Annotated in this window: 19 protein-coding genes; 9 read left to right on the top strand and 10 right to left on the bottom strand. The window is 60.1% G+C overall.

The features are described from left to right. Positions 1-124: 124 nt before the first annotated feature. The 8 genes from ABIE13_RS11745 to ABIE13_RS11710 all read right to left on the bottom strand — a co-directional run bounded on the left by ABIE13_RS11745 (position 125) and on the right by ABIE13_RS11710 (position 9,353). Positions 125-862, bottom strand: a complete 738-nt coding sequence (locus tag ABIE13_RS11745) for an ABC transporter ATP-binding protein (RefSeq protein ID WP_354443544.1) — start codon at positions 860-862, stop codon at positions 125-127. After that, positions 863-1,642 (bottom strand): ABC transporter ATP-binding protein, encoded by a 780-nt coding sequence (locus tag ABIE13_RS11740; RefSeq protein ID WP_354443542.1) that lies wholly within the window; start codon positions 1,640-1,642, stop codon positions 863-865. Next, positions 1,639-3,537 (bottom strand): ABC transporter permease, encoded by a 1,899-nt coding sequence (locus ABIE13_RS11735; protein ID WP_354443540.1) that lies wholly within the window; start codon positions 3,535-3,537, stop codon positions 1,639-1,641. Before ABIE13_RS11735 ends, ABIE13_RS11740 begins: the two co-directional genes overlap by 4 nt. 119 nt (positions 3,538-3,656) lie before the next feature. Next, a complete protein-coding gene (locus ABIE13_RS11730; protein ID WP_354443538.1) occupies positions 3,657-4,862 on the bottom strand; it encodes an ABC transporter substrate-binding protein in 1,206 nt (401 codons plus the stop codon). Between the two features lie 612 nt (positions 4,863-5,474). After that, the gene (locus ABIE13_RS11725) at positions 5,475-6,059 is read right to left on the bottom strand and encodes an amino acid synthesis family protein (protein ID WP_354443536.1); all 585 of its coding nucleotides are present in this window, start codon (positions 6,057-6,059) and stop codon (positions 5,475-5,477) included. Positions 6,060-6,103: 44 nt separating this feature from the next. Next, complete coding sequence (locus ABIE13_RS11720; protein WP_354443534.1) at positions 6,104-6,745, bottom strand: amino acid synthesis family protein; 642 nt, start codon at positions 6,743-6,745, stop codon at positions 6,104-6,106. A gap of 23 nt (positions 6,746-6,768) precedes the next feature. After that, entirely contained in the window at positions 6,769-7,683 is a 915-nt protein-coding gene (locus ABIE13_RS11715) for a UPF0280 family protein (protein WP_354443532.1), read from the bottom strand. A 29-nt stretch (positions 7,684-7,712) separates the two neighbouring features. Next, entirely contained in the window at positions 7,713-9,353 is a 1,641-nt protein-coding gene (locus ABIE13_RS11710; RefSeq protein ID WP_354443530.1) for a 6-hydroxynicotinate reductase, read from the bottom strand. A 209-nt stretch (positions 9,354-9,562) separates the two neighbouring features. Here ABIE13_RS11710 and ABIE13_RS11705 point away from each other — a divergent pair, with 209 nt between their 5' ends. The 6 genes from ABIE13_RS11705 (at position 9,563) to ABIE13_RS11680 (ending at position 17,293) form a co-directional block, all read left to right on the top strand. Continuing rightward, the gene (locus tag ABIE13_RS11705; protein WP_354443528.1) at positions 9,563-10,336 is read left to right on the top strand and encodes a ferredoxin--NADP reductase; all 774 of its coding nucleotides are present in this window, start codon (positions 9,563-9,565) and stop codon (positions 10,334-10,336) included. Positions 10,337-10,346: 10 nt separating this feature from the next. Further along, positions 10,347-11,075 carry a TetR/AcrR family transcriptional regulator gene (locus tag ABIE13_RS11700; protein ID WP_354443526.1) on the top strand — a complete coding sequence of 243 codons (729 nt, stop codon included), beginning with the start codon at positions 10,347-10,349 and terminating at the stop codon, positions 11,073-11,075. A 568-nt stretch (positions 11,076-11,643) separates the two neighbouring features. After that, positions 11,644-12,843: an amidohydrolase family protein gene (locus tag ABIE13_RS11695; RefSeq protein ID WP_354443524.1), complete on the top strand. Its 1,200-nt coding sequence runs from the start codon at positions 11,644-11,646 to the stop codon at positions 12,841-12,843. Between the two features lie 336 nt (positions 12,844-13,179). Then, on the top strand, positions 13,180-14,013 hold the full coding sequence (nadC, locus tag ABIE13_RS11690) for a carboxylating nicotinate-nucleotide diphosphorylase (protein ID WP_354443522.1): 834 nt from the start codon (positions 13,180-13,182) through the stop codon (positions 14,011-14,013). A 17-nt stretch (positions 14,014-14,030) separates the two neighbouring features. Then, on the top strand, positions 14,031-16,109 hold the full coding sequence (gene phnN / locus ABIE13_RS11685) for a phosphonate metabolism protein/1,5-bisphosphokinase (PRPP-forming) PhnN (RefSeq protein WP_354443520.1): 2,079 nt from the start codon (positions 14,031-14,033) through the stop codon (positions 16,107-16,109). A gap of 218 nt (positions 16,110-16,327) precedes the next feature. Continuing rightward, positions 16,328-17,293 carry a Bug family tripartite tricarboxylate transporter substrate binding protein gene (locus ABIE13_RS11680; protein ID WP_354443518.1) on the top strand — a complete coding sequence of 322 codons (966 nt, stop codon included), beginning with the start codon at positions 16,328-16,330 and terminating at the stop codon, positions 17,291-17,293. Positions 17,294-17,351: 58 nt separating this feature from the next. On the opposite strand, the gene ABIE13_RS11675 is transcribed toward ABIE13_RS11680, so the two are convergent. Both ABIE13_RS11675 and ABIE13_RS11670 read right to left on the bottom strand, forming a co-directional pair. Beyond that, the gene (locus ABIE13_RS11675; RefSeq protein WP_354443516.1) at positions 17,352-18,929 is read right to left on the bottom strand and encodes a hypothetical protein; all 1,578 of its coding nucleotides are present in this window, start codon (positions 18,927-18,929) and stop codon (positions 17,352-17,354) included. 302 nt (positions 18,930-19,231) lie between these two features. Continuing rightward, entirely contained in the window at positions 19,232-19,936 is a 705-nt protein-coding gene (locus ABIE13_RS11670; protein WP_354443514.1) for a TetR/AcrR family transcriptional regulator, read from the bottom strand. Positions 19,937-20,070: 134 nt separating this feature from the next. Between ABIE13_RS11670 and ABIE13_RS11665 the strand changes: the two genes are divergently transcribed. From ABIE13_RS11665 to ABIE13_RS11655, 3 genes are all read left to right on the top strand, one after another. Continuing rightward, complete coding sequence (locus ABIE13_RS11665) at positions 20,071-20,382, top strand: NIPSNAP family protein (protein ID WP_354443512.1); 312 nt, start codon at positions 20,071-20,073, stop codon at positions 20,380-20,382. Between the two features lie 185 nt (positions 20,383-20,567). Then, complete coding sequence (locus ABIE13_RS11660; RefSeq protein WP_354443510.1) at positions 20,568-21,893, top strand: extracellular solute-binding protein; 1,326 nt, start codon at positions 20,568-20,570, stop codon at positions 21,891-21,893. Positions 21,894-22,049: 156 nt separating this feature from the next. Further along, on the top strand, positions 22,050-22,967 hold the full coding sequence (locus ABIE13_RS11655; protein ID WP_354443508.1) for a carbohydrate ABC transporter permease: 918 nt from the start codon (positions 22,050-22,052) through the stop codon (positions 22,965-22,967). Positions 22,968-22,988: the final 21 nt, after the last annotated feature.

Genomic DNA, 22,988 nt, shown 5'->3' with positions numbered 1-22,988 from the left:
GATGGCAAGACACGATGCGCTACCTGGCGTATGCCGTCAGCCCTTGCCTGTTCGCCGGCAATCCCTGCCCTATCCCGAATAGAAAGGGCGCCATGCTGGCCAGACGTTGAAATTCTGGACATTGTCAAACGCTGAGATAAGCCCGCCGGACTTCTTCGTTGGCGGCGAGTTCAGCCATGGAGCCGGTGAAACGAATTTGCCCTTTCTCCAGTACGTAGGCGCGGTCGGAAACAAGCTCCGCGAAGTGCATGTTCTGCTCGGATAAAAGAATGCTCACGCCTTGCGCTTTCAGCTCAAGAATCATCTGCGCCATCTGTTCCACGATCACGGGCGCCACGCCCTCGCTGGGTTCATCCAGCAGCACCAGGTAGGGGTTACCCATGAGCGTGCGCGCCACGGTCAGCATCTGTTGCTCGCCGCCACTCATCTGGCCACTAGGACGCAGCGGCATCTCGCCCAGATTGGGGAAGAGCTTGAACAGACGCTCGTGCGTCCACTGCGGCGCTGGACTGCCGTCTGGCCAGGCACGTGCGGGCTGCTTGCCTACTTCCAGGTTTTCCAGCACGGTCAGATCTGTGAACACGCGCCGGTCTTCAGGCACATAACCCAGGCCCAGGCGGGCGCTGGTGAAAGGCTCGGCGCGAGACAGGTCATGACCCATGAAGCGCACCGTGCCGCGCCGCTTGGGCACCATGCCCATGATGGACTTCAGCGTGGTGGATTTACCCGCACCATTGCGGCCCATCAATGCCACTACCTCGCCGCGGCGCACCTCCAGATCCACATCAAAGAGAATCTCAGCGGCGGCATACCAGGCGCGCAGCTGGCTGACGGTCAACAGGGGTTCGTTCGTGCCCGCCATTTATGCGCCTCCCAGCTTCGTGCCGGCTTTTTCAAAAGTTTTACCACTGCCGAAATACACCTCCTGGACTTTAGGGTGGTCGCGAATTTCCAGGGGTTTGCCAGCGGCAATCAGACGCCCTCTCGCGAGCACAATCATGCGGTCCGCGTAAGCGAACACCACGTCCATGCTGTGCTCGGTAAACAGCACGGCCATGCCGCGCTCGGTCACCAGCTTCTTGGTCAGAGCCATCAGGGCGTTGCGCTCGCGGGGTGCCATGCCTGCCGTGGGCTCGTCCATGAGCAGCAGCTTGGGGCTGTTGGCCATGGCAATGGACAACTCCACGCGTTTGACGTCGCCATAAGCCAATTCGCTGCAAGGCCGGTCTGCCTGGGCCAGCATGCCCACCTGGTCCAGCAGAGCCAGCGCGTCTTGTCGCCTGTAATCCGCGGCGCGGCGCCACATGGCGTAGATTTTCTGATCGTGGGAGAGCAAGGCCATCTGCACGTTCTCCACCACGCTGAGCGACTGAAATGTCTCTGCGATCTGAAACGTGCGCCCCACGCCCAGACGCCAGATGCTGCGTGGCTTTTGGCCTATGAGCTCCTGCCCATCCAGTGAAATGGAGCCGCGGTCTGCCTTGAGCTGGCCATTGACCATATTGAAGGTGGTGGACTTGCCTGCGCCATTGGGCCCAATCAGCGCCAGCAGCTCGCCCGCGGCCAGCTCGAAGCTGATGCCATCGACGGCCTTGACGCCGCCGAACGATTTGCCAAGGTCCTTTACGGTGAGAAGACTCATGGCTTGGCCTCCTGCTCGGGCTTCTTCCAGCGCTTCGACAGCTTGTGAATACCGCCCGCAATGCCGTCAGGAAACAGGAGCACCAGCATCAATATGATGCCCCCCAACAAGGCACGCCAATAGTCGGTGTTGCGCGCCACCGCATCTTGCAACCAGGTGAAGCTGACTGCCCCCACGACCGGGCCTGCCAGTGTGTGCAGCCCGCCCAGAAGCACCATGACCAGGCCGTCAATGGATTTGCCTACCGCCATGGACTCAGGAGAGATGCTGCCTTTGGAGAAAGCAAACAAGGAACCCGCCAAGCCCGCCATGAGTCCCGCCACAATGAAGGCGACCCACTGCACGCGGTCCACGTTGATGCCAATCGCATCAGCGCGCAGCACTGAATCGCGGCCCGCGCGCAGCGCATAGCCAAAGGGTGAGAAGAGAACGCGCCTGAGCCACCAAGTGCCCAGTGCGACGAGTGCCAAGGCCAGCCAGTAGTAGTTGCTCTTGTCCGTCAGCCAGGCCGCTGGCCAGACGCCCGTGAGGCCATTGCTGCCTCCCGTGAAACTGTCCCACTGGAAAGTGATGGCCCAGGCAATTTGTGCCAGGGCGAGTGTGAGCATGGCCAGGTACACACCTGAAAGCCGCACAGAGAACCAACCGAATGCAACAGCGCCTATGGCCGCGACCAATGGACCACCCACCAGCGCAGCCTCCATGGGCAAGCCGGCCGCCTTCATCAACAGGCCCGCACCATACGCACCTATACCGAAGTAAGCGGCGTGGCCGAAGGAGTGCATGCCTCCAGGGCCCATGATGAAGTGCAAGCTGGTCGCAAACAGGGCGGCAATCAGGAGGTCAGTCGCCAGCACGGTGGTGTAGGAAGAGCGGGCGAAGAAAGGCAGCGCGATCAGCACCAGCAACAAAGCACCCACTGCCAGCTTGTAGGCCATGCCCGAACGCCGCAGTGGCGCCTCTGGCTCGCCCACGTGGCGGCTGGGCGCTTGCGGGCGCCCCAGTAGGCCCCATGGTCGCCAGATAAGCACGGTGGCCATGACCAGAAAATCCACCACCAGCGTGGCCTTTGAAAAATTGATGGGGTAGCCCAGCACGCTCACAGCGCCCATCCAGATGCACACTGCCTTGATGAGCGAGATGAGCAGCGCTGCCAGGTAGGCACCCGGCAGCGATCCCATGCCACCTACCACGACGACCACGAACGCCGCACCAATGGTGTTCAGGTCCATTTCGAGGTGGGCGGGTTCGCGCGGCAACTGAAGCGCACCGCCCAGGCCCGCAAGCGCAGCGCCCAGCGCAAACACGGCTGTGAACAGCCAGGCTTGATTCACGCCCAGCGCACTGACCATCTCACGGTCTTGGGTGGCCGCGCGCACCAGGGTGCCGAAGCGGGTGCGTGTGAGCAGCATCCAGACGGCTCCCAGGACCAGGGGGCCGACGACGATCAGGAACAGGTCATAAGAGGGAAACTGCCGGCCCAAAATCTCCACTGAACCGCGCAGGCCTGGCGCACGGGGCCCAAGCAACTCATCGGGGCCCCACAACCACAGCACCGCATCTTTGATGACCAGCACCAGTGCGAAGGTTGCCAGCAGTTGAAACAGCTCCGGCGCCTTGTAGATGCGCCGCAGCAATACAAATTCAATGAACGCTCCCAACAAGCCGACAGCAAGCGCTGCCAGCACCAGAGCGGGCCAGAAACCCACACTGGCTCCCAGCTTGTCGACCAGCGTGTAGGCCAGATAAGTGCCCAGCATGAAGAACGAGCCATGCGCAAAATTGACAATGCGCGTGACCCCGAAAATCAACGACAGACCAGCCGCCACCAGAAACAGCGAGGAGGCGCTGGCCAGTCCATTGAGCAACTGAACAATGAGGCCCGAAAAACTCATGCAATCCCTAGGGTCTGGTTTAACTCCCTCTCCCGCCTGCGGGAGAGGGTTGGGGTGAGGGTCCGCAGCGCATCTTCGGCGTATGAGCCTAGATGGGCTGTCAGCGCGTCATCAAACCATCAAGGCGCAGAACGCGACTTCTTCACCTCTTCGGCTGTGGGCTGGAACTTGGCACCGTCGAAATAGGTGTAGTCCACCATCACGCCTTTGCCGTTGTCATTCTTGGTTTTTCCCACGAAGGCGCCCATGGTCGACTGGTGGTCTTCAGGCCGGTAGGTGATCTTGCCGAAAGGCGTGTCCACCTGCAGGCCCTTGAAGGCCGCAATCATCTTGGTGGTGTCGCTGCTGCCGGCTTTTTTCAAGCCCGCTGCAGCCGACTTGATCATGGCGTAGCCCACCACGCTGCCCAGGCGGGGATAGTCCTTGAACTTGTTCTGATAGGCCTGCAGGAAAGCCTTGTGCTCGGCGGTCTGGATGTTCTGCCAAGGGTAGCCGGTCACGATCCAGCCGTTGGGCGTTTCGTCTTTCAGTGCGTCCAGGTACTCCGGCTCGCCAGTCAGCACGCTTACCACCGGGCGGTCCTTGAACAGGCCGCGGGTATTGCCTTCACGCACGAATCTGGAGAGGTCGGCGGCAAACAGCACGTTGAAGATGGCGTCGGGCTTGGCATCTGCCAGCGCTTGGACCACGCTGCCAGCATCTACCTTGCCAAGGGGTGGGGCCTGCTCGGCAACGAACTCCACATCGGGCTGAGCGGCCTTCAGCAGCGTCTTGAAGGCGGCGACTGCCGACTGACCGTACTCGTAGTTGGGGTAGATCAGCGCCCAGCGTTTTTTCTTCAGCTTGACCGCTTCCGGCACCAGCATGGCGGCTTGCATGTAGGTTCCTGGGCGCAGACGGAAGGTGTATTCATTGCCACCTTGCCAGGTCAACTTGTCCGTCAGAGGTTCGCCAGCCAGGAAGAACACTTTCTTTTGTTTGGCAAAGTCCGCCACGGCCATGCCTGTGTTGGAGAGGAAGGTGCCACTGAGCACATCGACCTTCTCGCGGGAGATCAGCTCTTCCGCCACCCGCACCGCATCACCTGGGTTGGCGTTGTCGTCTCGCGTGATTAGCTCAAGCTTTCTGCCGTTGATGCCGCCAGCAGCGTTGATTTCATCCACGGCAAGCTCCATACCCTTTTTATAGGGGTCCAGGAATGCCGGTTGCGCCTTGTAGCTGTTGAGCTCCCCAATCTTGTAGGTGCTCTGCGCCCAGGAGGCCCCAGCAGCGAGCAGGGTGGCCAGAGCCACCGGAGTGATGAGGGCGAGACGACGTGTGGTCATGGCTAAAGTCCTTGAGTGAGGAAGGGAACGAGGCGAGCTTACGACAATGTTCTGGATAAAGACCCGTGTTGCGCTCTCTCCCACCCGCTGAGTCGGCGCCCAGAACTGGAGAATGTGCGTCGCTTTACTCCCTCTCCCTTTGGGAGAGGGGTGGGGGGGCTGGCCATCCGGTGAGGGCAAGCAGCGGTTGATTGATCGCTGCGTTCACAAATTAATCTCTGCTCTTGCATTGAGGTCGGAGGCCGGGGAGTGCGCCCGGCAGCGCAGCCACCTTCTTTTGGTCCGCCAAAAGAACCTGGCGCAAGAAAAGGCGGCCCCACTGTCCGTGTCCCTGCGCTTCGCTGCGGGCAACCTGTGGTGCTCGCGCCAAAGGCGGTGCGGCAGAACTCGCGGCGTTCGCTTCGCTCTCTCTGCTCAAACAGCTGCCGCAAGCTAGAGCACGAAGCAATGGCATCCTGCGGTGCCACCGCCCGCCTTTGGCCCTGCGCTCCTCGGCACGGCCAAAGGGGTGGGATGCCCACCCGGGCCATTGCTTCGCTCGGCCCTCGAATAGATAGTCGCTGGCGCGAGGGCCTGGTGCCGTCTCCCGCTCGTCGGAGAGGCAAAGGCGCCTCAGCGCAGCCCATCTTCACCCTTGATCTCATGGGCTTGCAAGCCACCAATACGCGGCAGTGGCCGGCCGGAATCCGTGACCGCCACTGCCACCACGATTTCATTGGCGCGTGGCGCATCGCTCACACGCGCTTCCACCGCATCAAAATGGCTGCGCACGAAGGCGGCATCCTTGTGGCCCAATGGCACATCGATGGCGGTACCCAGGGTGCCACGCTTCTTGGCAGATGGCACCAATGCCGCGCCCTTCTCCACCGCTGTACGCAAAGGCGCACCCAGCTTGGGATGGAGAATGGCTGCAGCGTGTTCCAACTCACCGGCCTCACCAACGATGGCGGCTTTGCCGTAGCTTTGCGCTTCACCGGGTGCAATGCCTAAGGCTTTCACAGCCTTCTGACCCAGCAGTGCGCCGAGTTCTTCACCAATGGCGATGAGCTCATCCAGGTTCTCGCTGTAACGGCCTGCATAGGGGTTGGCGATAACTGCCATCGCCACCGCGCGGCGTGTGGGCGGATTGATGGATTGCCCCATCTCCTGACGGGTTTCATCTATCTGAACAATGATCTTGCGGATGTTGGCGGACATATTCTTGAATTCCTTGATGGGTTGGAGCAGGTGCGGCGACGCTGTCAGCGCAGGCCGTCCCAGACACTGATGTTCTCGGCCAGCAGGCCACCGACTCGTGCATGGATGCGGTAGCCGGTGGACATGGCCAGGATGAAGACGATTTCATCCGCAGCAGGGGAGCCAGGCACCCGCACTTCAATGGCATCAAACTGCCCACGGACGTAGCTGGCATTGATGTTGGTCAGCGGAACATCCAACGCCGCGCCGGGTGGTCCCACCTTCTTGGTAGATGGCACGATAGAAAGCGCATTGCCGGGCTGACCGGTCTTGGCCTCTCCTTTGCCCGCCTTGTACGCTGCGCGATCGCCCTTCCAGCCCAGCAACTCACGCATGGCGTAGCCTCCCGGGACGTGCCAGAGCGCACCGTGCTCCAGTTCACCCGCACCGCCCACAATGGCGCCTTTGCCGTAGGTAGCAACGCGCTCGCGTGGCACGTCCATCGCGGCCAGCAGGCGCTGCGCCATGTCCAGGCCCAAAGGCTCCAACGCCGTCATCATGGGCAGAATGTCGGCTTCGTAGCGCCCGGCAAAAGGATTGGTGAGCACCACGCCAATGGCGCCGCGAATCAGCGGCTCCGGCGGCGGAGGGCCGAATTCGTGGCGGATGTCTTCCACTTGCGTGAAGATGCGGCGAATATCAATCATGGGAACAAAACTTCCTTCATAAATCAAGCAAGGACCGCGCCAGCGACCTTCTGAGTCTCTGGCAACAAGGATATAGGTTCTACGTGGCGCCACTGCTCCTGACAAACCATGAGCACAGCCCAGACCAGGCCTGCCTGCTGCAGTGCACGGGCCCGGGCCTCGCCCGCATCCAGGGCGCGCTGCACCTGATTGGGGTGCAGAGGTGGTACCAAAGTAGTTACCAGGCGCTCGCCCAGGTCGGTATCGTCTTTGAGGGTGTTGGCGCTTTGGCGCTGGATTGCGGCGTCATTCACATTCACGGCATTGGCAATGATGCTGGCGGCGGCATCGGCTTGCGCCGCCGTGGCGGCCAGAACGGTCACGCTGTCGGCGATGCCCATGGAAAAACTGCGCCCACGCCAACCGCTGGTGGCCACCCCGCGCACCGGGTCTGTGTGACGGATTTCGAAGCGGCCATCGGTGGATAGGCGCCCCATGTCCGCGAGATCAAAGCGAGCCAGATCGCTGAACAAGCCCACTCGCACTGACTGCCCGGGCGCCAGGTGCAGCGCAATATCACCGCCGTTGTTGAGCCAGGCGCGTTCGATACCTGGTTGCTGGTAGCAGGCGATCAATTCCTGCGCCACACTGCCTGCGACCGCCGCCATGGGGGTGATGAATTCTGGAAGGAAGAGGGTGCAGGCACGCCACATGCGCTGGGCGATAGGGCCGTGCAGTGGGCAGGTGGCACTGGTGACGGGTTGGCGCAGGAGAGGCAGTTCGCCAACCAGTTCTGTGAGTACACCGTGCCTAAGCTCCCCACCGTGAAACCGCTCCCATGCCGCCTCATGCGCCGCCGCGACCGCATCAGCCGCCCCATGCGCCTCGGCCACGATATCGATCGGGCCGTGCTGCCAATGCCAGCGATGGGCGTCGAGACGTTGTCGCTCAGCGTTCATGAAAGTGCCCTGGCTGAAAATCTCAAACCTTAGCCCAGCATCGGTGGCTGTCCCAGAGGCCAGATGTTTTCAGCCGGGTTGCGCAACCACTGCCGGGCTAGTGGAGCACCCTCGTCTTGCCACGCGCCACGCGCAAGCGCCTTCTCCAGCGGCATGACATAGTCCACGTGCCCGCCTAGCGCGCCAAAATCATCGAGCCGCATGGAAAATTCAATGGGCGCCACGATGGCCGGTGTGGGCACGGTCCCGAAGCTGTTGTCGGGCATGCGCAGCACATCCGCCATCACAGTAATACCACCGCCCGGCCAGACATACGCAGGCGCACCGCCGCAGGTCACGTTGACCAGTGCGCGCTTGATGGCACGGGTGAGCAGCACAGGGTTTTCGGTCACACCCGCCCGCAAGCTTCCGCCCGCGCCACCCAGGAACAGCACGCTGCACAGAGAAGGCTCGCAGTTCTCACCAATGCGCTCGACCACGCGCCGTATAACGGCGGGCATGTCCTCTTCCACGGGCTGTAACGCATCATTGAGCACATACCACTGCGCGTGCTCTCCAGTGGTGGAGGTCATCAACAGGCGCAGGCCGGGCCGCGCCACGCCAGGTTCCCACCCTTCAATGATGGAAAGCGGATCTGCAATGTCCGTACCGCCCCAGCCTGTGCCCGGATTGGCTACCTGAAAGTAGCGCCCCGGTGTGGATTTGCGTCCGCGCATCTGAATGCCTGAAGACGGCATGCCCAGACAGCGTCCCGCCTGGTGTTCACTCAGCACGCCCGTGATGTGGTCATCCACCACCACCACCTCATCAGCATGCCCATAGAGCTGCCGCGCAAAAATTCCCACCGCCGCAGAGCCGCATCCCACGCGCATGCGCTGCTCTTCCACACCGCCGACGATGGGCGCCTTGCCTGCCTGAATGACAAGGCTTGCTCCGCCGTCAATGGTGCATTCCACGGCCTGCTTGTTGCCCAGGTGCTGCATGATTTCCAGCGCCATGCGGCCTTCCTTCTTGCTGCCCCCGGTCAGGTGGTGCACGCCACCCAGCGAGAGCATCTGGGAGCCATATTCAGCCGTGGTGACATGTCCCACGGTCTCGCCCTTATAGCGCACATTGGCTTGCTCAGATCCCAGGAAGCGGTCTGTGTCGATCTTCACCTTGAAGCTGCAGTAGCTGAAGATGCCTTCCGTGACCACGGTGACCATGTCCACACCATCGACCTTGGAGCCCACGATGAAGGGCGCGGGCTTGTAGTCTGGATAAGTGGTGGAAGCGCCCACGCCCGTAACGAACACCTCGCCCGAACGCAGCAGATCGCCGTCCCAGTCTGCGGAGGAAGCAGTCGATGCAACAGCCGATGTGCCACCGGTGGCCTCTTGGGCGTCGCCCTGAACCTCGCGCGCAAAGGGCACCAAGGCCGTCTGTCCTTCGTTCAAGGTCCGACGCAGCAGCACGACCGGATCCACCCGCACCAGGGCGCCTGCCTGGTTGGCATAGCGGTCACATGCGCCCGAGCGGCCTTCTGCGATCTGGCAGAGTACAGGGCAGGCGTTGCACTCGACCTTGCCCACGGCCATGCGCTCGTTGCGCGGCGGCGCCTTGGCACCCAGTTCCGGCGGCAACGGTATATCCATCGCCGGCAGGCCGTCTGTTTTGGTATGTTCTGTCATCGTATGGGACCCTGCTCGTCAACGTTTTCCCTAGTGGAGTGCAAAACGCTTGTCTCGGATGTGCGAGTTGTGTAGCATCTGCTCCATGTTCATGTAGTAATTACCACATGAAAGATAAATATACCTTATAGACCCAGTTTTCGTCTCGGTGTTTTCCAGAAGGTCGAAAACACCGAGCCATGGTTTCAAACTATCCAGGCAATGGCATCATGAGTTCAATGCATACAGAGCGCGTTCTAACGGTCCACCACTGGACGGACCGCCTCTTCTCTTTCACCACCACCCGGGACCCCGCGCTGCGGTTTTCCAACGGCCACTTCACCATGATCGGCCTCAAGGTCAATGACAAGCCCCTGCTGCGCGCCTACAGTGTGGTGAGCGCCAACTATGAAGAGCACCTTGAGTTTCTTAGCATCAAGGTCGAAGACGGCCCGCTCACCAGCCGGCTGCAGCACATCCGGGTCGGTGATGAGATCATCGTAGGCCGTAAGCCCACCGGCACATTGCTGATCGACTACACCCTGCCCGGCAAGCGCCTGTATCTGTTCGGTACCGGCACGGGCGTTGCACCGTTTTTGAGCGTCATTCGCGATCCGGAAACGTATGAAAAATTCGAGCAGGTTATTCTGGTGCACGGCGTGCGGCAAGTGAACGAGCTGGCCTATCACGACTTCATCACGCAAGAGCTTCCCCACCATGAGCTTCTGGGCGAACTGGTGAGCGAGCAGCTCAAGTACTACCCAACAGTGACCCGTGAGCCCTTCAAGAACCAGGGCCGCATCACGGACCTCATCAGCAGCAACAAGCTCACGGACGACCTGGGCCTGCCCCCGCTGAACCCCGCAGAAGACCGCGTCATGTTGTGTGGCAGCCCGGTGCTGCTCTCGGACATGAAGATCATTCTTGAGCAACGCGGCTTTCATGAAGGCAACACCACCACGCCTGGCGACTACGTGGTGGAGCGCGCATTCGTAGAGAAATAACACGCGAAACATGACAAAAAAGCCCGCGCGCACCCATCAGAAAGTGGCCGAAGCCGCACCTGCACCTGCAGTGGCACTGGCGCGCGGCATTGCCAAACCACAGCGGCGTACCGGCTCACGTGCCGCCGCCGCAGAAGCCACACGCGAAGCAATCTTGCGCGCTGCCACCAAGGTGTTTGCCAAGTATGGCTATGCCGGTGGCAGCGTAGAGAAGATATCCAGCGCTGCCAAGTCGGTAGATCGCATGATCTACTATTATTTTGGTAGCAAGGAAGGTCTTTTCATTGCTGTGCTGGAAGACATCTACCGCCGCATGGACGAGGCGGAAAGCAAGCTCGCGCTGGATGAAGCAAAACCTCTGGAAGCACTGGCGGAGTTGATCCTGTTTGTGACGCGCTACTACCGCGATCACCCGGAGTTCGTGACTTTGCTCAACACTGAGAACCTTCACAAGGGCAGCCACATCGCCAAGTCGAGCAGAGCACGTGAGTACTCCCACCACGCCGTCACAGTCACAGCCCGCCTGCTGGCCGGTGGTGTGGAGCGGGGCCTTATACGCCCGGGCATCGATGCGAGGCAGCTCTATCTTTTGATCGCCGCTGCAGGCTACTTCCACACCTCGAACCGCTATACCTTAGGTGCATTCCTCGGTGAAGCCATAGACACACCAGCGGCCCTCAAGCGTTGGGAAGAATTCGTCATCGACTCCGTCTTGCGGATAGTCCGTGCGACGCCCTGACCTCAGCCCGTTCAAGGCTTCCAACTTATCTTTCCCACAGATGGGAAAGACTAACTATTCGAAGGCCGAGCGCAGCAATGGCCCGAATTGGGCTCCCCACCCCTTTGGCCGTGCCGAGGAGCGCAGGGCCAGGGGCGGGCAAGAGCACTGCAAGATGCTCTTGCTTCGTGAACTAGCTTGCGGCAGCTGTTTGAACGTAGAGAGCGAAGCGAACGAAGAGAGTTCTGCCGCACCGCCCCTTGCCCGAGCACCACAGGTTGCCCGGAGCGAAGCGGAGGGACGCGGACAGTGGGGCCGCCTTTTTTCTGCCTACTCTATTTTGGCGGAGCAAAAAAGAGTAGGTGCGCTGCCGGGCGCACATCCCGGCCTCCGACCTGAAGAGAAGAGCAGAAGGCAATTTGGAACCGGAGCGCTTAATCGAGCGCCGTTTGCCCTCACCGGATGGCCGGCCCCCCCCACCCTCTCCCGCATGCGGGAGAGGGAGCTAAAACAGAACTCCCTATCAGTCTCAAGCTCCGCTTGACCAACCCCACCCCATCCCACCAATACACAAAAACAGGAACTCCCCATGGCAGACATAGCAGCCGGCGAAAAATCCGGCAAAGTAGTCATCAAGAACATCGGCCTGCTTCTCTCAGGCGACATCGACCAACCCATCCTTGACGCCGACACCATCGTCGTCAACGACGGCATCATCACCGCCGTAGGCAAGTTCAAAGACTGCGACACCGCCGATGCCAAGACCACCATAGACGTTCGAAAAACCGCCCTCGCACCAGGCCTGATCGATAGCCACGTGCACCCTGTAGCCGGTGACTGGACCCCGCGCCAAAGCCAGCTGAACTGGATCGAATCCAGCATGAACGGCGGCGTGACCACCATGATCTCGGCAGGCGAAGTCCACTACCCTGGTCGTCCCAAAGACATCGTGGGACTGAAGGCTTTGGCCATCACCGCGCAAAGAGCGTTTGACGCGTTCAGACCCGGTGGTGTGAAGGTCCTCGCCGGCGCACCCGTGATTGAAAAAGGCATGGTCGAAAGCGACTTCAAGGAGCTGGCGGAAGCGGGCGTCAGCTTGCTGGGCGAGATTGGCCTGGGCTCGGTCAAGGCAGGGTACGAAGCCAAGGAGATGGTGGCCTGGGCACGCAAGTACGGCATACAAAGCACCATTCACACGGGCGGTCCTTCGGTGCCCGGCTCGGGCTATATCGACAAAGAGACCGTGCTGGAAGCGGATGCTGACATCATTGGCCACATCAATGGCGGACACACCTCGCTGCCTCTGAAGCACGTGTGTGACCTGTGCGAGCAAAGCACGCGCGGCATTGAGATCGTGCACAACGGTAATGAGAAAGTGGCCATTGGTGCGGCTCGCGCAGCCATCGAATTGAAGTGTCCGCACCGTGTACTGCTGGGCACTGACGGGCCTGCCGGTTCAGGTGTTCAGCCTCTGGGCATCTTGCGCATGATCTCGCTGATCTCTTCCATGGCTGACATTCCCGCAGAGCTTGTGTTCTGCTTTGCCACAGGCAACACCGCGCGCATGCGCAATCTCAACTGCGGACTGATCGAGGTGGGCCGCGCTGCAGATTTCGTCTTCATGGATCGTGCTCAACACACCTCCGGCCAGACGCTGCTGGAGAGCGTGCAACTGGGTGACCTGCCTGGAGTCGGGATGGTGATGATCGACGGCCTCGTGCGCTGTGGACGCAGCCGCAACACGCCGCCAGCGACCGATGTTCCTCAGGTCGTCTCTGGTCATCAGTGAGCCGTGAGACTGATGCAATTGCCCGTCCTGTTGAGACCCCCTCGCCGTTCGGGCTGAGCTTGTCGAAGCCTTGCGCAAAGCTTCGACAAGCTCAGCCCGAACGGAATGAACAGTAGTGAGGGTTCGAATGATTTTAGGGAAAACACGGGCCATTACTTTGCGATCCCGGATTGACTGCAACGGAGTGGACTCTTAAGATGAGCTAACTTTCATGAAGTATGTACTCCATGAATAGAAAAACAATACATGTCAGCCCACGCATGGTGCAATTTCAAGTGAATGCATCAAGATCCTGGGCTGGCGACGGCCAAGCATTTTCAATACCCAGGAGCTTTCATGTACGACACTTTTCAAGTTGATCGCCTGATCGATATGTGGCTGACCGAAGACATCGGCTATTGCGACCTCACGGCGCAGCTGATGATCGAAGCAGATGAAACAGCCTTCTTCCAGATGAATGCACGCGAGTCCATCGTGGTGGCTGGCGTGGACGTCGCAGCGCGCGTTTTTCGACGCTATGACGCAGATGTGCAGGTCAAGACCCTGGTGCGCGATGGCCAGGTCGTGGACAAAGGCACCCGGCTGCTGGAGGTCAGCGGCAGCGCCCGCAGTTTGTTGACCGCCGAGCGCACATCGCTCAACATCATCCAGCGCATGAGCGGTATCGCCACGGAAACCGCGCGCTACGTGGAGGTCATCAAGGGCACCACTGCGCGCTTGATCGACACACGCAAGACGACACCCGGCTTGCGCATGCTTGAAAAGCACGCCGTCACTTGCGGCGGTGGCTTGAACCACCGCCTGGGTCTGGACAACGGCGTCATGGTGAAAGACAACCACATCGCGGTCTGCGGAGGCATTGCCAAGGCCGTCGAGCGTGCACGCCGCCAGTTGCCCGTACTTACCAAGCTGGAGATCGAATGCGACCGGCTGGAGCAAGTGGAAGAAGCGCTGGCTGCACAGGTCGATGTCATCATGCTGGACAACATGTCGGTGGCGGACATGGCGCAAGCCGTCAAGATCGTGAATGGCCGCATCAAGCTCGAAGCCTCCGGCGGCATTCGCCTGGACACCATTCGCCCCATTGCAGAAACAGGTGTGGACTACATCTCCACTTCCAAGACGCATCAGTCAGCGCCCGCGGTCGATATCGGCCTGGACGCCGCCTGAACCCCGTCTGCAAAGGTGTGAGTGAAACCGCCATGTCAGGCATGCGGCCCGGCCCGTCGGGTATTTTCTTTCTGGTGGTCGGACCCAGCGGTGCAGGCAAGGACACCTTGATCGATGGTGCACGTGCTGCTCTGTCAGCAGGTGGCCGCCACGTGTTCGCCACGCGGGTGATCACCCGGCCTGCTGATGCAGGCGGTGAGCAGCATACTGCTTCCAGCGACCAACAGTTTGCACAAGATGAGCAAGCTGGCCGATTCCTGATCACCTGGTCTGCCCATGGCTTGCGTTATGGGCTGCCTTCCACTTTGGCGAATGAGCTTCAAGGTGGCCGCCACGTGATCGCCAATGGATCGCGCGGCGTCATTGGGGAGCTGGCGGGCAAAGTGCCGCGCCTGGTGGTGTTGCATATCTCGGCGGACCGTGGTGCGTTGGCTGACCGCATTCGTGACCGGGGGCGTGAAGCTGGCGAGCAAGTTGCACAGCGCCTTGGACGCGAGGTCAGCCTGGCGGTACCGGAAGGCGTGCAGCTGTTTGACATTCATAACGACGGCACGATCGATGAAGGCGTAGAGAAGCTGCTGACATCCATCGACAGCGCTCAGCGCAGTCTGAGGGTCGTTCCTTATCCCATAGACACCTGGCGCGAACGTGTGGCCTACCTGCCCCAGGACAGCGTGGTGGGCGCAGCCGACTACCTTGGTCCGGGGCGTATCTCCATCGAAGGCGTCTCGCGCAGCATCACCGCCAGTGTCCATGTGACACAGGCGGGGCCAGCGTTGGCAGCAGACGAGATTGGCCTTTCGGTTCATGCGTTCGAATCGCTGGCATTGACCCCTGGCACACGTGTCAGCATCAAGCGCACCCCTGCACCGGAAAGCCGTCAGGCCTTGCGCGAGAAAATCAAGGGCAACCCCCTCAGCGAGGCGCAATATGCCCTGCTGCTAGAGGACATCTTGCAGGGCCGCTACCCCGACAGCGAAGTCGCTGCCTTCCTGGTGGCCGCGACGCGTTCGCTCAGCGACGCCGAGGTCGTGGCACTTGCCAGGGTCCGCGCTTCGTTCATGCCGCGCATTGACTGGAACGAGCCCATCGTGGTGGACAAGCATTCGATGGGCGGCATTCCCGGCAGCCGCATTACCTTGATCGTGATCCCCATTGTGGCCGCGCATGGGCTGATGATTCCCAAGACGTCCTCACGCGCCATCACCTCCGCCGCTGGCACGGCGGACGCCATGGAGGCAGTGGCGCGTGTCGATCTCACGGCGGCCGAGGTAAGAGAGACCGTGCAACGCACGCGAGGCTGCATTGCCTGGAATGGCAGGCTCAATCATTCCGCGCTGGATGATGTGATGAACCACATCACACGGCCGCTGGGCATTGACTCCAATCGCTGGTCAGTGGCTTCCATTCTTTCCAAGAAACTCAGCGCAGGCTCCACCCACGTCATCGTCGATCTCCCGTGGGGACCGCAGGCCAAGCTCAAGACCTTGGCAGAAGCAAGCGAGCTGGCGCGGCTCTTTGAAACCGTGGGCCAAGCCCTGGGTCTGGTGGTGCAGGCACACGCGACGGATGGCACTGCGCCCATCGGGCGCGGCATTGGCCCGGCGCTGGAAGTGCAGGATGTGCGGCAGGTACTGAGTAACGCACCCGATGCTCCTGCAGATCTGCGAACCAAGGCGCTGGCTTTTGCGGGCCATATTCTGGCCTGGGACCCTGCACTGGGTCACTATGAAGCAGGGCGCGCACGCGCCGAAGAGCTTCTTCGCACTGGAGCAGCGCTACAGAAGTTCGAACAGATTGTCGATGCTCAGGGCAGGCGTGCGGAGCCTGTTCAACCAGCCGCTCTGGCACATTTCGTGCGTGCAAAAGGGCATGGCCGTGTTCGGGGTATCGATATCGCCCGCATCAGTGAAGTCGCGCGCCGTGCTGGTGCACCCGCAGACAAAGCTGCTGGCATCCATCTGGCTGCTGGAGTGGGCGAGGAAGTCGAAAAAGGACAGGTGCTCTACACCATTCACGCCAGCGCTGCGTCAGACCTGGAAGCGGCAGCGCATCTGGCTGAGCAGGCCAGTGGTATTTCACACGGTATTGATTAGGGCGTGTTATTGATCCTGCATTGCGATGAGTGAACTCTTCATGCTGTGGCTAAATGGTTTTCGACAAGCGGCCAATGTCGTTTGAGCTGAAAACCACCTTTCGGGCTTCGGCCAGCTCAGCATGAACGGGGTTTGTGGTTGCTATTTCACAGTGCTCGGTCAATAGGTCGTCAACAATAGTTTGTCCCACGCGTTACTGCATTGCAGGAGGTTCTTTTATGAAGCCGATTCGTCGTTTGTTCGCTTGTCTGGCCGCGTTAGCGGTGCCGCTCATGCCCGCAGTCGCGGCAGAGTTCCCAGAGAAGCCGGTCACTATCATCGTGACCTTTCCGCCCGGAGGGGGAACAGACCTGCTCGCTCGGCTGTTGGGCACTGAACTTCAGAAAGTATGGAAGCAATCTGTGGTGGTGGAGAACCGCGCAGGTGCGAGTGGCAACATCGGTGCGCAAGCTGTTGCACGCAGCCCGGCAGATGGCTACACCCTGCTCATGGTCAACAGCTCCTTTGCCGTGAACCCCAGCGTATTCCGAAAACTGGCGTTTGATCCCAAGGCTGATTTCTCGCCAGTGATCAACGTGGCTTATGTGCCGTCCGTTATTCTGGTGCCACCAGATTCACCTTTCCAGAATCTCAAGGAGATGGTGGCCGCAGCCAAAGCAGGCCGTCACGTGACCTTTGGCTCCTGCGGAAACGGCACGCCTCAGCATCTGGCCGGTGAAATGCTCGCAGCAGACAGCCAGGTCAAGCTTCAGCACGTGCCCTACCGTGGTTGCGGCCCGGCGCTGGTCGACCTGCTCGGTGGGCAAGTCAACTCCGCCATCGTGACGGCCTCATCTGCCATGCAATACATCACCTCGGGCAAGGCACGGGCCTTGGGTGTCACGTCCAAAGCCCGCTCACCGTTCTTGCCGGCCGTGCCCACCGTCGCTGAACAAGGCCACCCCGGCTATGAGCTGGACCAATGGCACGGTCTGCTCGCGCCAGCCGGAACGCCCAAAGCCATCGTTGACAAAATGAACGCCGACATCTCCGCCATTGTGCAGAGCAAGGAGATCAAGGACAAGATGACGCAACTGCTCTATGTGGTGGTCAACGATTCGCCCGACACCTTCAAGAAGATTGTCTGGGACGACATCGACCGCTTCGGTCAGCTGACCAACAAGATGGGCCTGAAGCTGGACTAAGCCTTGTACGCCGCTTCGGCGGCGTGGCTAACCCGCCCCGGTCGGGGCGGGCATCAGGTCACTGGAATCGGTAACCCGTCAGGATCTCCAAGCCGCGTCGATCAGAGTAGGTGAGGGCGAACTCCCCATAGGTGGTCGCTGAAGCGCCGGCGGGCTTGCCGACGATCGCCATGGTTGCCGATTTGGCTCCCGCGGGAAGTGGCGCGAATGCCAGATCCGATCGAACCAATGGGAACCCTCCGGTGGCGCCCGCTTTCGGGCCCTGAGCGAATGAGGTCAAAGACACAGGGGCCATGGTCGGGGCTCCTGCCAGCGTCACTTTGGGGTCTGACCAGTTCAGAGTCAGCTGGTTGCCGCTGCCTCTGAAATCGCTGGCGATCTCTATGGTGTTGCGCGAAGGCTGGCCGGAGAGGAGCGCGTATCCGCCATAGTCTCCGGTTGACATCATGTGCGCGAAGGTCAAAGGCGTGCGCCCCAGTGTGGTTGTGTAGGTCGCAATCGGAGTCTTGCCCTGCTGCCCGTTGATGGTTTTCCAACCGTCGTCGGCATACACGTCAATCGTGAACTGCGCACCTTGCTTCAAGCCCAAGGTATCGTAGGCTGCATCCCGTGCGGCAGTGGTGTGGGCTGGGGTGTTGGGATCATTGAATGAGGCGCCCCATACGTTTCCAGCGATGCCCAGTCCGGTGCAATCAGCGGTGGCCGCATTGGCCGCAACATTGTCTGCACTGGAACGGCAATTTCGGAAGGCGTCTGTGTCGGAATAATTGGCGTTGCCGTTCTTGCCCTGCATTTCAGGCGCGTCCCGTGAAATACGAGGCGAGAGCAGCTTGAGCGACATTTCGCTTCCATTGCTCGCCGCCCAGCGCACCACCGCGTAGCTTGCCTTGGCCGCGGGGTCGCTGACAAGAAAACGCACCTCGCGCCGCTGCTGTATGCGGGTGGCCATGCCATTCACAGTATTGATGCTGTACTCAGACCACACGGCATTGCGTGCTCTCACGCGTGCCCCCACGACCCTGCCATTGCCCAGAAGGCGCAGCTCGGGGGCATCTTGCGGCGTGGCGCAGCTGCCAGATGAACTGCCAGCTACCAGTGTCACCAGGGGGTTTTGCCTGCTCGTGCCGTCGGTGAAAGTCTCGTCGTAGCTCACGTCCACTTCGCGGCGCTTGGAGCCGTCGGCGTTGGTGATCTCACGTTCAGCCACCACTTGCGCATTACTGAGCTTACGCCCCACCAGGTAGGCGTTGGTCACGCTGACCTCAGCCTGGCTCTCGTTCCACTCGGCGATTTGAAGCGCACGTGTGTAGCCATCGTCCAGCACACAAGCGTCTGACTGAGCATAGCGGGCCTCGCCTGTCGCCGGCAGTGCGTTTTGAGTAAGTGCTTCCTGAGCTTGGATGAACTTCTGGAGGAGCTCTGCAGTCGGGGGCAGCGGCACGGGTGCGGGTGCGGGTGCGGGTGCGGGTGCGGGTGCGGGTGTTGGGGCGGGCGCTGGCGTCGGGGCCGGTGTGGGTGCTGGAGTAGGTGCTGGAGTAGGTGCCGGATCATCACTGCCTCCGCCGCACGCAGCCAGAGCGAAAACGGCGCTGGCCAGAATGGAGCAGCGCCAAAGCTTGGTGGAATGGATAGCCATGGAAGTGATGCCTTTTAAAAATTCGGTGAACGAGCTTGCTGGTGATAAGAACGCCTTCATCCCCGCCTTCCCACTACCTGGGATTGAGAGCTTTTGTAGGCGCTCACACACAGAATAGAAACCGTAACCAAATATGTCATCACCCGAACGGGTGAGAAGCATGGGCTAGACCCGCTTTCAACGCTATCGCGCGCATTCTCGAAGCGGCATTTCCTGCCCTCCGATCAGGCAATAGCTTGACGCGGGATGAGGCTCCGCTCGGCATCTTCTTCGGCTACCCCCAACCGCCGCCCTAAGAGAAATCAATCAAGCTTTTGCGTCAGCAACGTGGGCGAAGCCGCCAGATAAGCCGATACGTGCAGCCTGATGACGGCATCAATGTCCATGGAGGTTGAATTCCTGTAGACATGCCTCCGGATCGCAAGATGCGAGATGGCACCATGGAGCAGCCAGCCGATTTCCTGTCGCAGATCCAGCTGTGCGGGCAGTGCGATGCCGGCATCAAACGCCGTTTCTTCCACGATCGTATCCAGCAGTGTCTTGATGACCGCCGTGATGTAGGCGGGGGCCATCTCGACCTCAGCCAGGGAGGCGTAGAGAAACAGCCTCAACCATCCCCTGGTCAGAACGCCGTCGTAATATTCCCTGTAGAACGACAGCAGGCGTTGCTCCAGCGGGATCTTGCGGTCTTTCAATTTTTCCAGCCAGACGGCCTTGAAAGGGCCCGCGATATTGGCTTCGTAGACCGCCTCTATCAGGGCCGCCTTGCTGGGAAATACGGTATAGAGCAGCCGCTGAGACACCCCGCAGGCATCTGCAAGTGCGCGGGTCTGAGCCGTCAACCCATATTCAGAGAAAAACTCAAAAGCCTTTTCCAGGATTTGCGCTTTGCGTTCGTTGGCGGGCATCCGAGACGTGGCACGACGCTTGCTCGGCTGAAGCGACGGTGCGGGGGCCGGGGCCTTGTCTTGCCTGTTGGCCGCAAGAAGATCTGACTTTGCTTTCATCGTGTCGGAGCCCACTGCTTCGAATCCTGTCTGGACATAGGTTCACTTTACCTCGAAAATGTATATCGTCATATGACGATGTAGTGTGACTTGCGTCCTCATTTTTTTCCTACCACTCTCTTGAAAGCTCGCTCATGATCTACGAAATGCGAACGTACCAGATCCAGCCAGGAAAAGCTGCTGAATTTCTCAAGTTCTACCAGGAGCAGGGCCTGGGCATCATCACGCGTTACGCCAGCTTGGTGGGTTGCTGGGTCAAGGAGTCGGGTGTGCTGAATTCCACCGTGTTCATATGGGCTTACGAAGATTTCGGACATCGCAGTGCCCAGCGCGCCAAGCTGGCTCAAGACCCTGAATGGCAAAGCTTTGTGCCTTCCATGCTGCCCTATTTGGTGCATCAGGAAAGCGTTTTCATGACGCCCGCCGCGTTCTCCCCCGCAAAGTGAAGTGCACCTCGGTGACCATAACGGTGCAAAAGCGTCCCCAATATCGTCACTTGACGATATAGATAAACTGCGGCAACAATAACAACGGGTCGGGTCATGGGCGAAGCCGGTGATCTGTGTACCTAGCCGAACTTGCGCGAGTGCGCGAACCAGCTTTCGCGTATCACCCACAGGGAGATTTTTCGATGAGCCAGAACTGGACCGGCGACAGCAATCGTCGTGATTTCCTCAAGTACGCCGCTGCAGCAGGCGCCGCTTCTTCAGGTGCCCTGTCGCTGGACGCGATGGCGCAGAACGCGCCTATCAACCTGGCCACCTGGTCCGCTGCGGTGGATTTGGTCAGGAGCCATGTCACCGCGTTCGAGAGCAAGATGGGGCTGAAGGTCAACTACAGCAACGCGCCCTGGGCTCAGTACCGTGAAGCCATGGTCACCAAGTTCGTGGGCAAGGCGCCTATGGATGTGCTCTGGGTCTCGGACAGCTGGCTGCCTGAGTGGGCAGACGCCGGTTGGATCGCGCCCATCAACAACTACCCCGAGTTGATGAAGTACAACGCCGATGCGGACGACTTCTGCACGCAATCCATGCAGTACAAAGGCAAGCAGTACGGCTTGACTTACTACTCCGACTACATGGCCTTCTTCTACGACGAAGAGATGCTCAAGAAAGCGGGCATTGCGGCGCCACCGAAGACGTGGGACGAACTGCTCCAGCAATCCCTCAAGATCAAAGCCGCTGGCCTGTCTGAATATCCGATGATGCTTTCCATGGCACGGGAAAGCTGGTTGATTGAGTTCCTGACGGCCATGGTGTATTCCAATGGTGGCCGCTTCACCGACGACCAAGGCGCGGCCGCGATGGCAGACCCCAAACGAGGCGCGCAGCAAGCCCTGCAATGGGTGGTGGATGCCGTGCAAAAGCACAAAATCATCTCTCCAGCATGCGTGGAGACGGGTGAGCTCAACGGCTTGAAATCCTTTGGCTCTGGCAACCATGCGTTCGCTCTGCTCAGCCGTTACCGCATCCGCACGTTGAACGATCCCAAACAGTCGGCAGTGGCCGGCCGCATCAAACAGGCGCTCATCCCTGCAGGCCCGGGTGGTTCCCACATGACGGTGGGTTGGATGCGCTTTCACGGCATGTCAGCCCAGGCGGCGGCGAACAAGGCTCGCGCCGCCAATGCCGTGAAGCTGATCGAATGGTTTGGTGGCAAGGCCGACGGCAAATACCAGTTCCAGAAGTTGCTGTTCAACGACCTGGGAACAGGCTTTGGCGTCAAGGAGCTTTTCCGAGACCCTGAAGTGCAGGCCAATTACGCGAAGTATTCAGATCTGTCGATGTACGAAGCTCAGCAGAAGCTTGTACGCAAGAAAGACGTCATTACCCGCTGGTTCGGCGAGTGGGACGAAGTGAACGGCACCGCATGGCAATCGGCTGTGCTCGGCAAGACGCCAGTAGCAGCGGCGTTGAAGAAGTCCTCCGATGCCTGGAACGATATGCGCAAGTCTTGATGCTTTGGCAACGGGGTAGCCCCACTGCCCCGTCAGGGGCAACGGTGTAAATGACGGTGCCTTTGAGAGAGGCACTGAAAGCTCCACCCCATGCACGCATTCCCATGAAACGTCGCACCACGCTTGATGCGTGCCAGGCCAATAAAACCCAGCCCCATGAACGCTAAAAAGCCCCAGCGCCGCCCCTGGCTGACCTTGCCATCGAGTCGATACGATCAGCACAGCGCCATGCTGTTTCTGGCGCCGATGATGGCCGTGCTCATGATCGTGGCAGTGTTCCCGGTGATCTATTCGTTCTGGGTCAGCCTGCACGATCTGAAGCTGACCAGGCCGAATCGCGTACCGTTCGTCTGGTTCGCCAACTACGTCAAGATTTTCCAGGACCCTCTTTTCTGGGAGTCAGTGGGGCGAACTTTCAGCTTTACGGTGATGTCCGTGCTGGCCATCATGGTGATCGCCACCATGATGGCGATGCTCTTGAATGAGCAGTTCCGCGGTCGCCGAATTCTCTCGACCATCTTGCTGATTCCCTGGGCCATCCCCTATGTGGCCAACGGACTGATGTGGAAGTGGATCTACGACTCCGGTTATGGCGCGCTGAATGGCCTGCTGCTGCAACTGGGTTTCATCGACAAGTACGTTGTGATGCTGGGTGATGTGAGCAAGACGATGCCGCTTATCACGAACGCTTTCGTGTGGAAGGAAGTGCCCCTGGCGACCATTCTCCTGCTGGTCACGCTCAAATCCATTCGACCCGATCTCTACAGCGCCGCCAAGGTCGATGGTGCCAACGCGTGGCAGCGTTTCGTTCACATCACCTTGCCCTCTATGGTGCCGGGGTTTGCGTTGGTGATGATCTACGAGTCCATGATGGCCATCCGCCATTTCGATCTGTTCTTCATTCTGACCGAAGGCGGCCCTGCAGACGCTTCCCACGTGCTGGCCTGGCAGGTGTATGTGGAGACCTTCCGGAAGCTGGCCTTTGGTACTGGTTCCGCGCTTGCCTACATCATGGCCATTGCGACTTTCACCTTGGCGTTTTTCATTATCCGCAGCACCAGCCGAAAGCTTTGATCGGCTTCAAGTCCAACTTGC

Origin of the sequence: Ottowia thiooxydans, from assembly GCF_040548795.1 — a bacterium.
In the GTDB taxonomy this organism is placed as follows: domain Bacteria; phylum Pseudomonadota; class Gammaproteobacteria; order Burkholderiales; family Burkholderiaceae_C; genus Ottowia; species Ottowia thiooxydans_A.
Note: the sequence above shows the minus strand (reverse complement) of the source record. Positions and strands in the feature narration are given on the sequence as shown.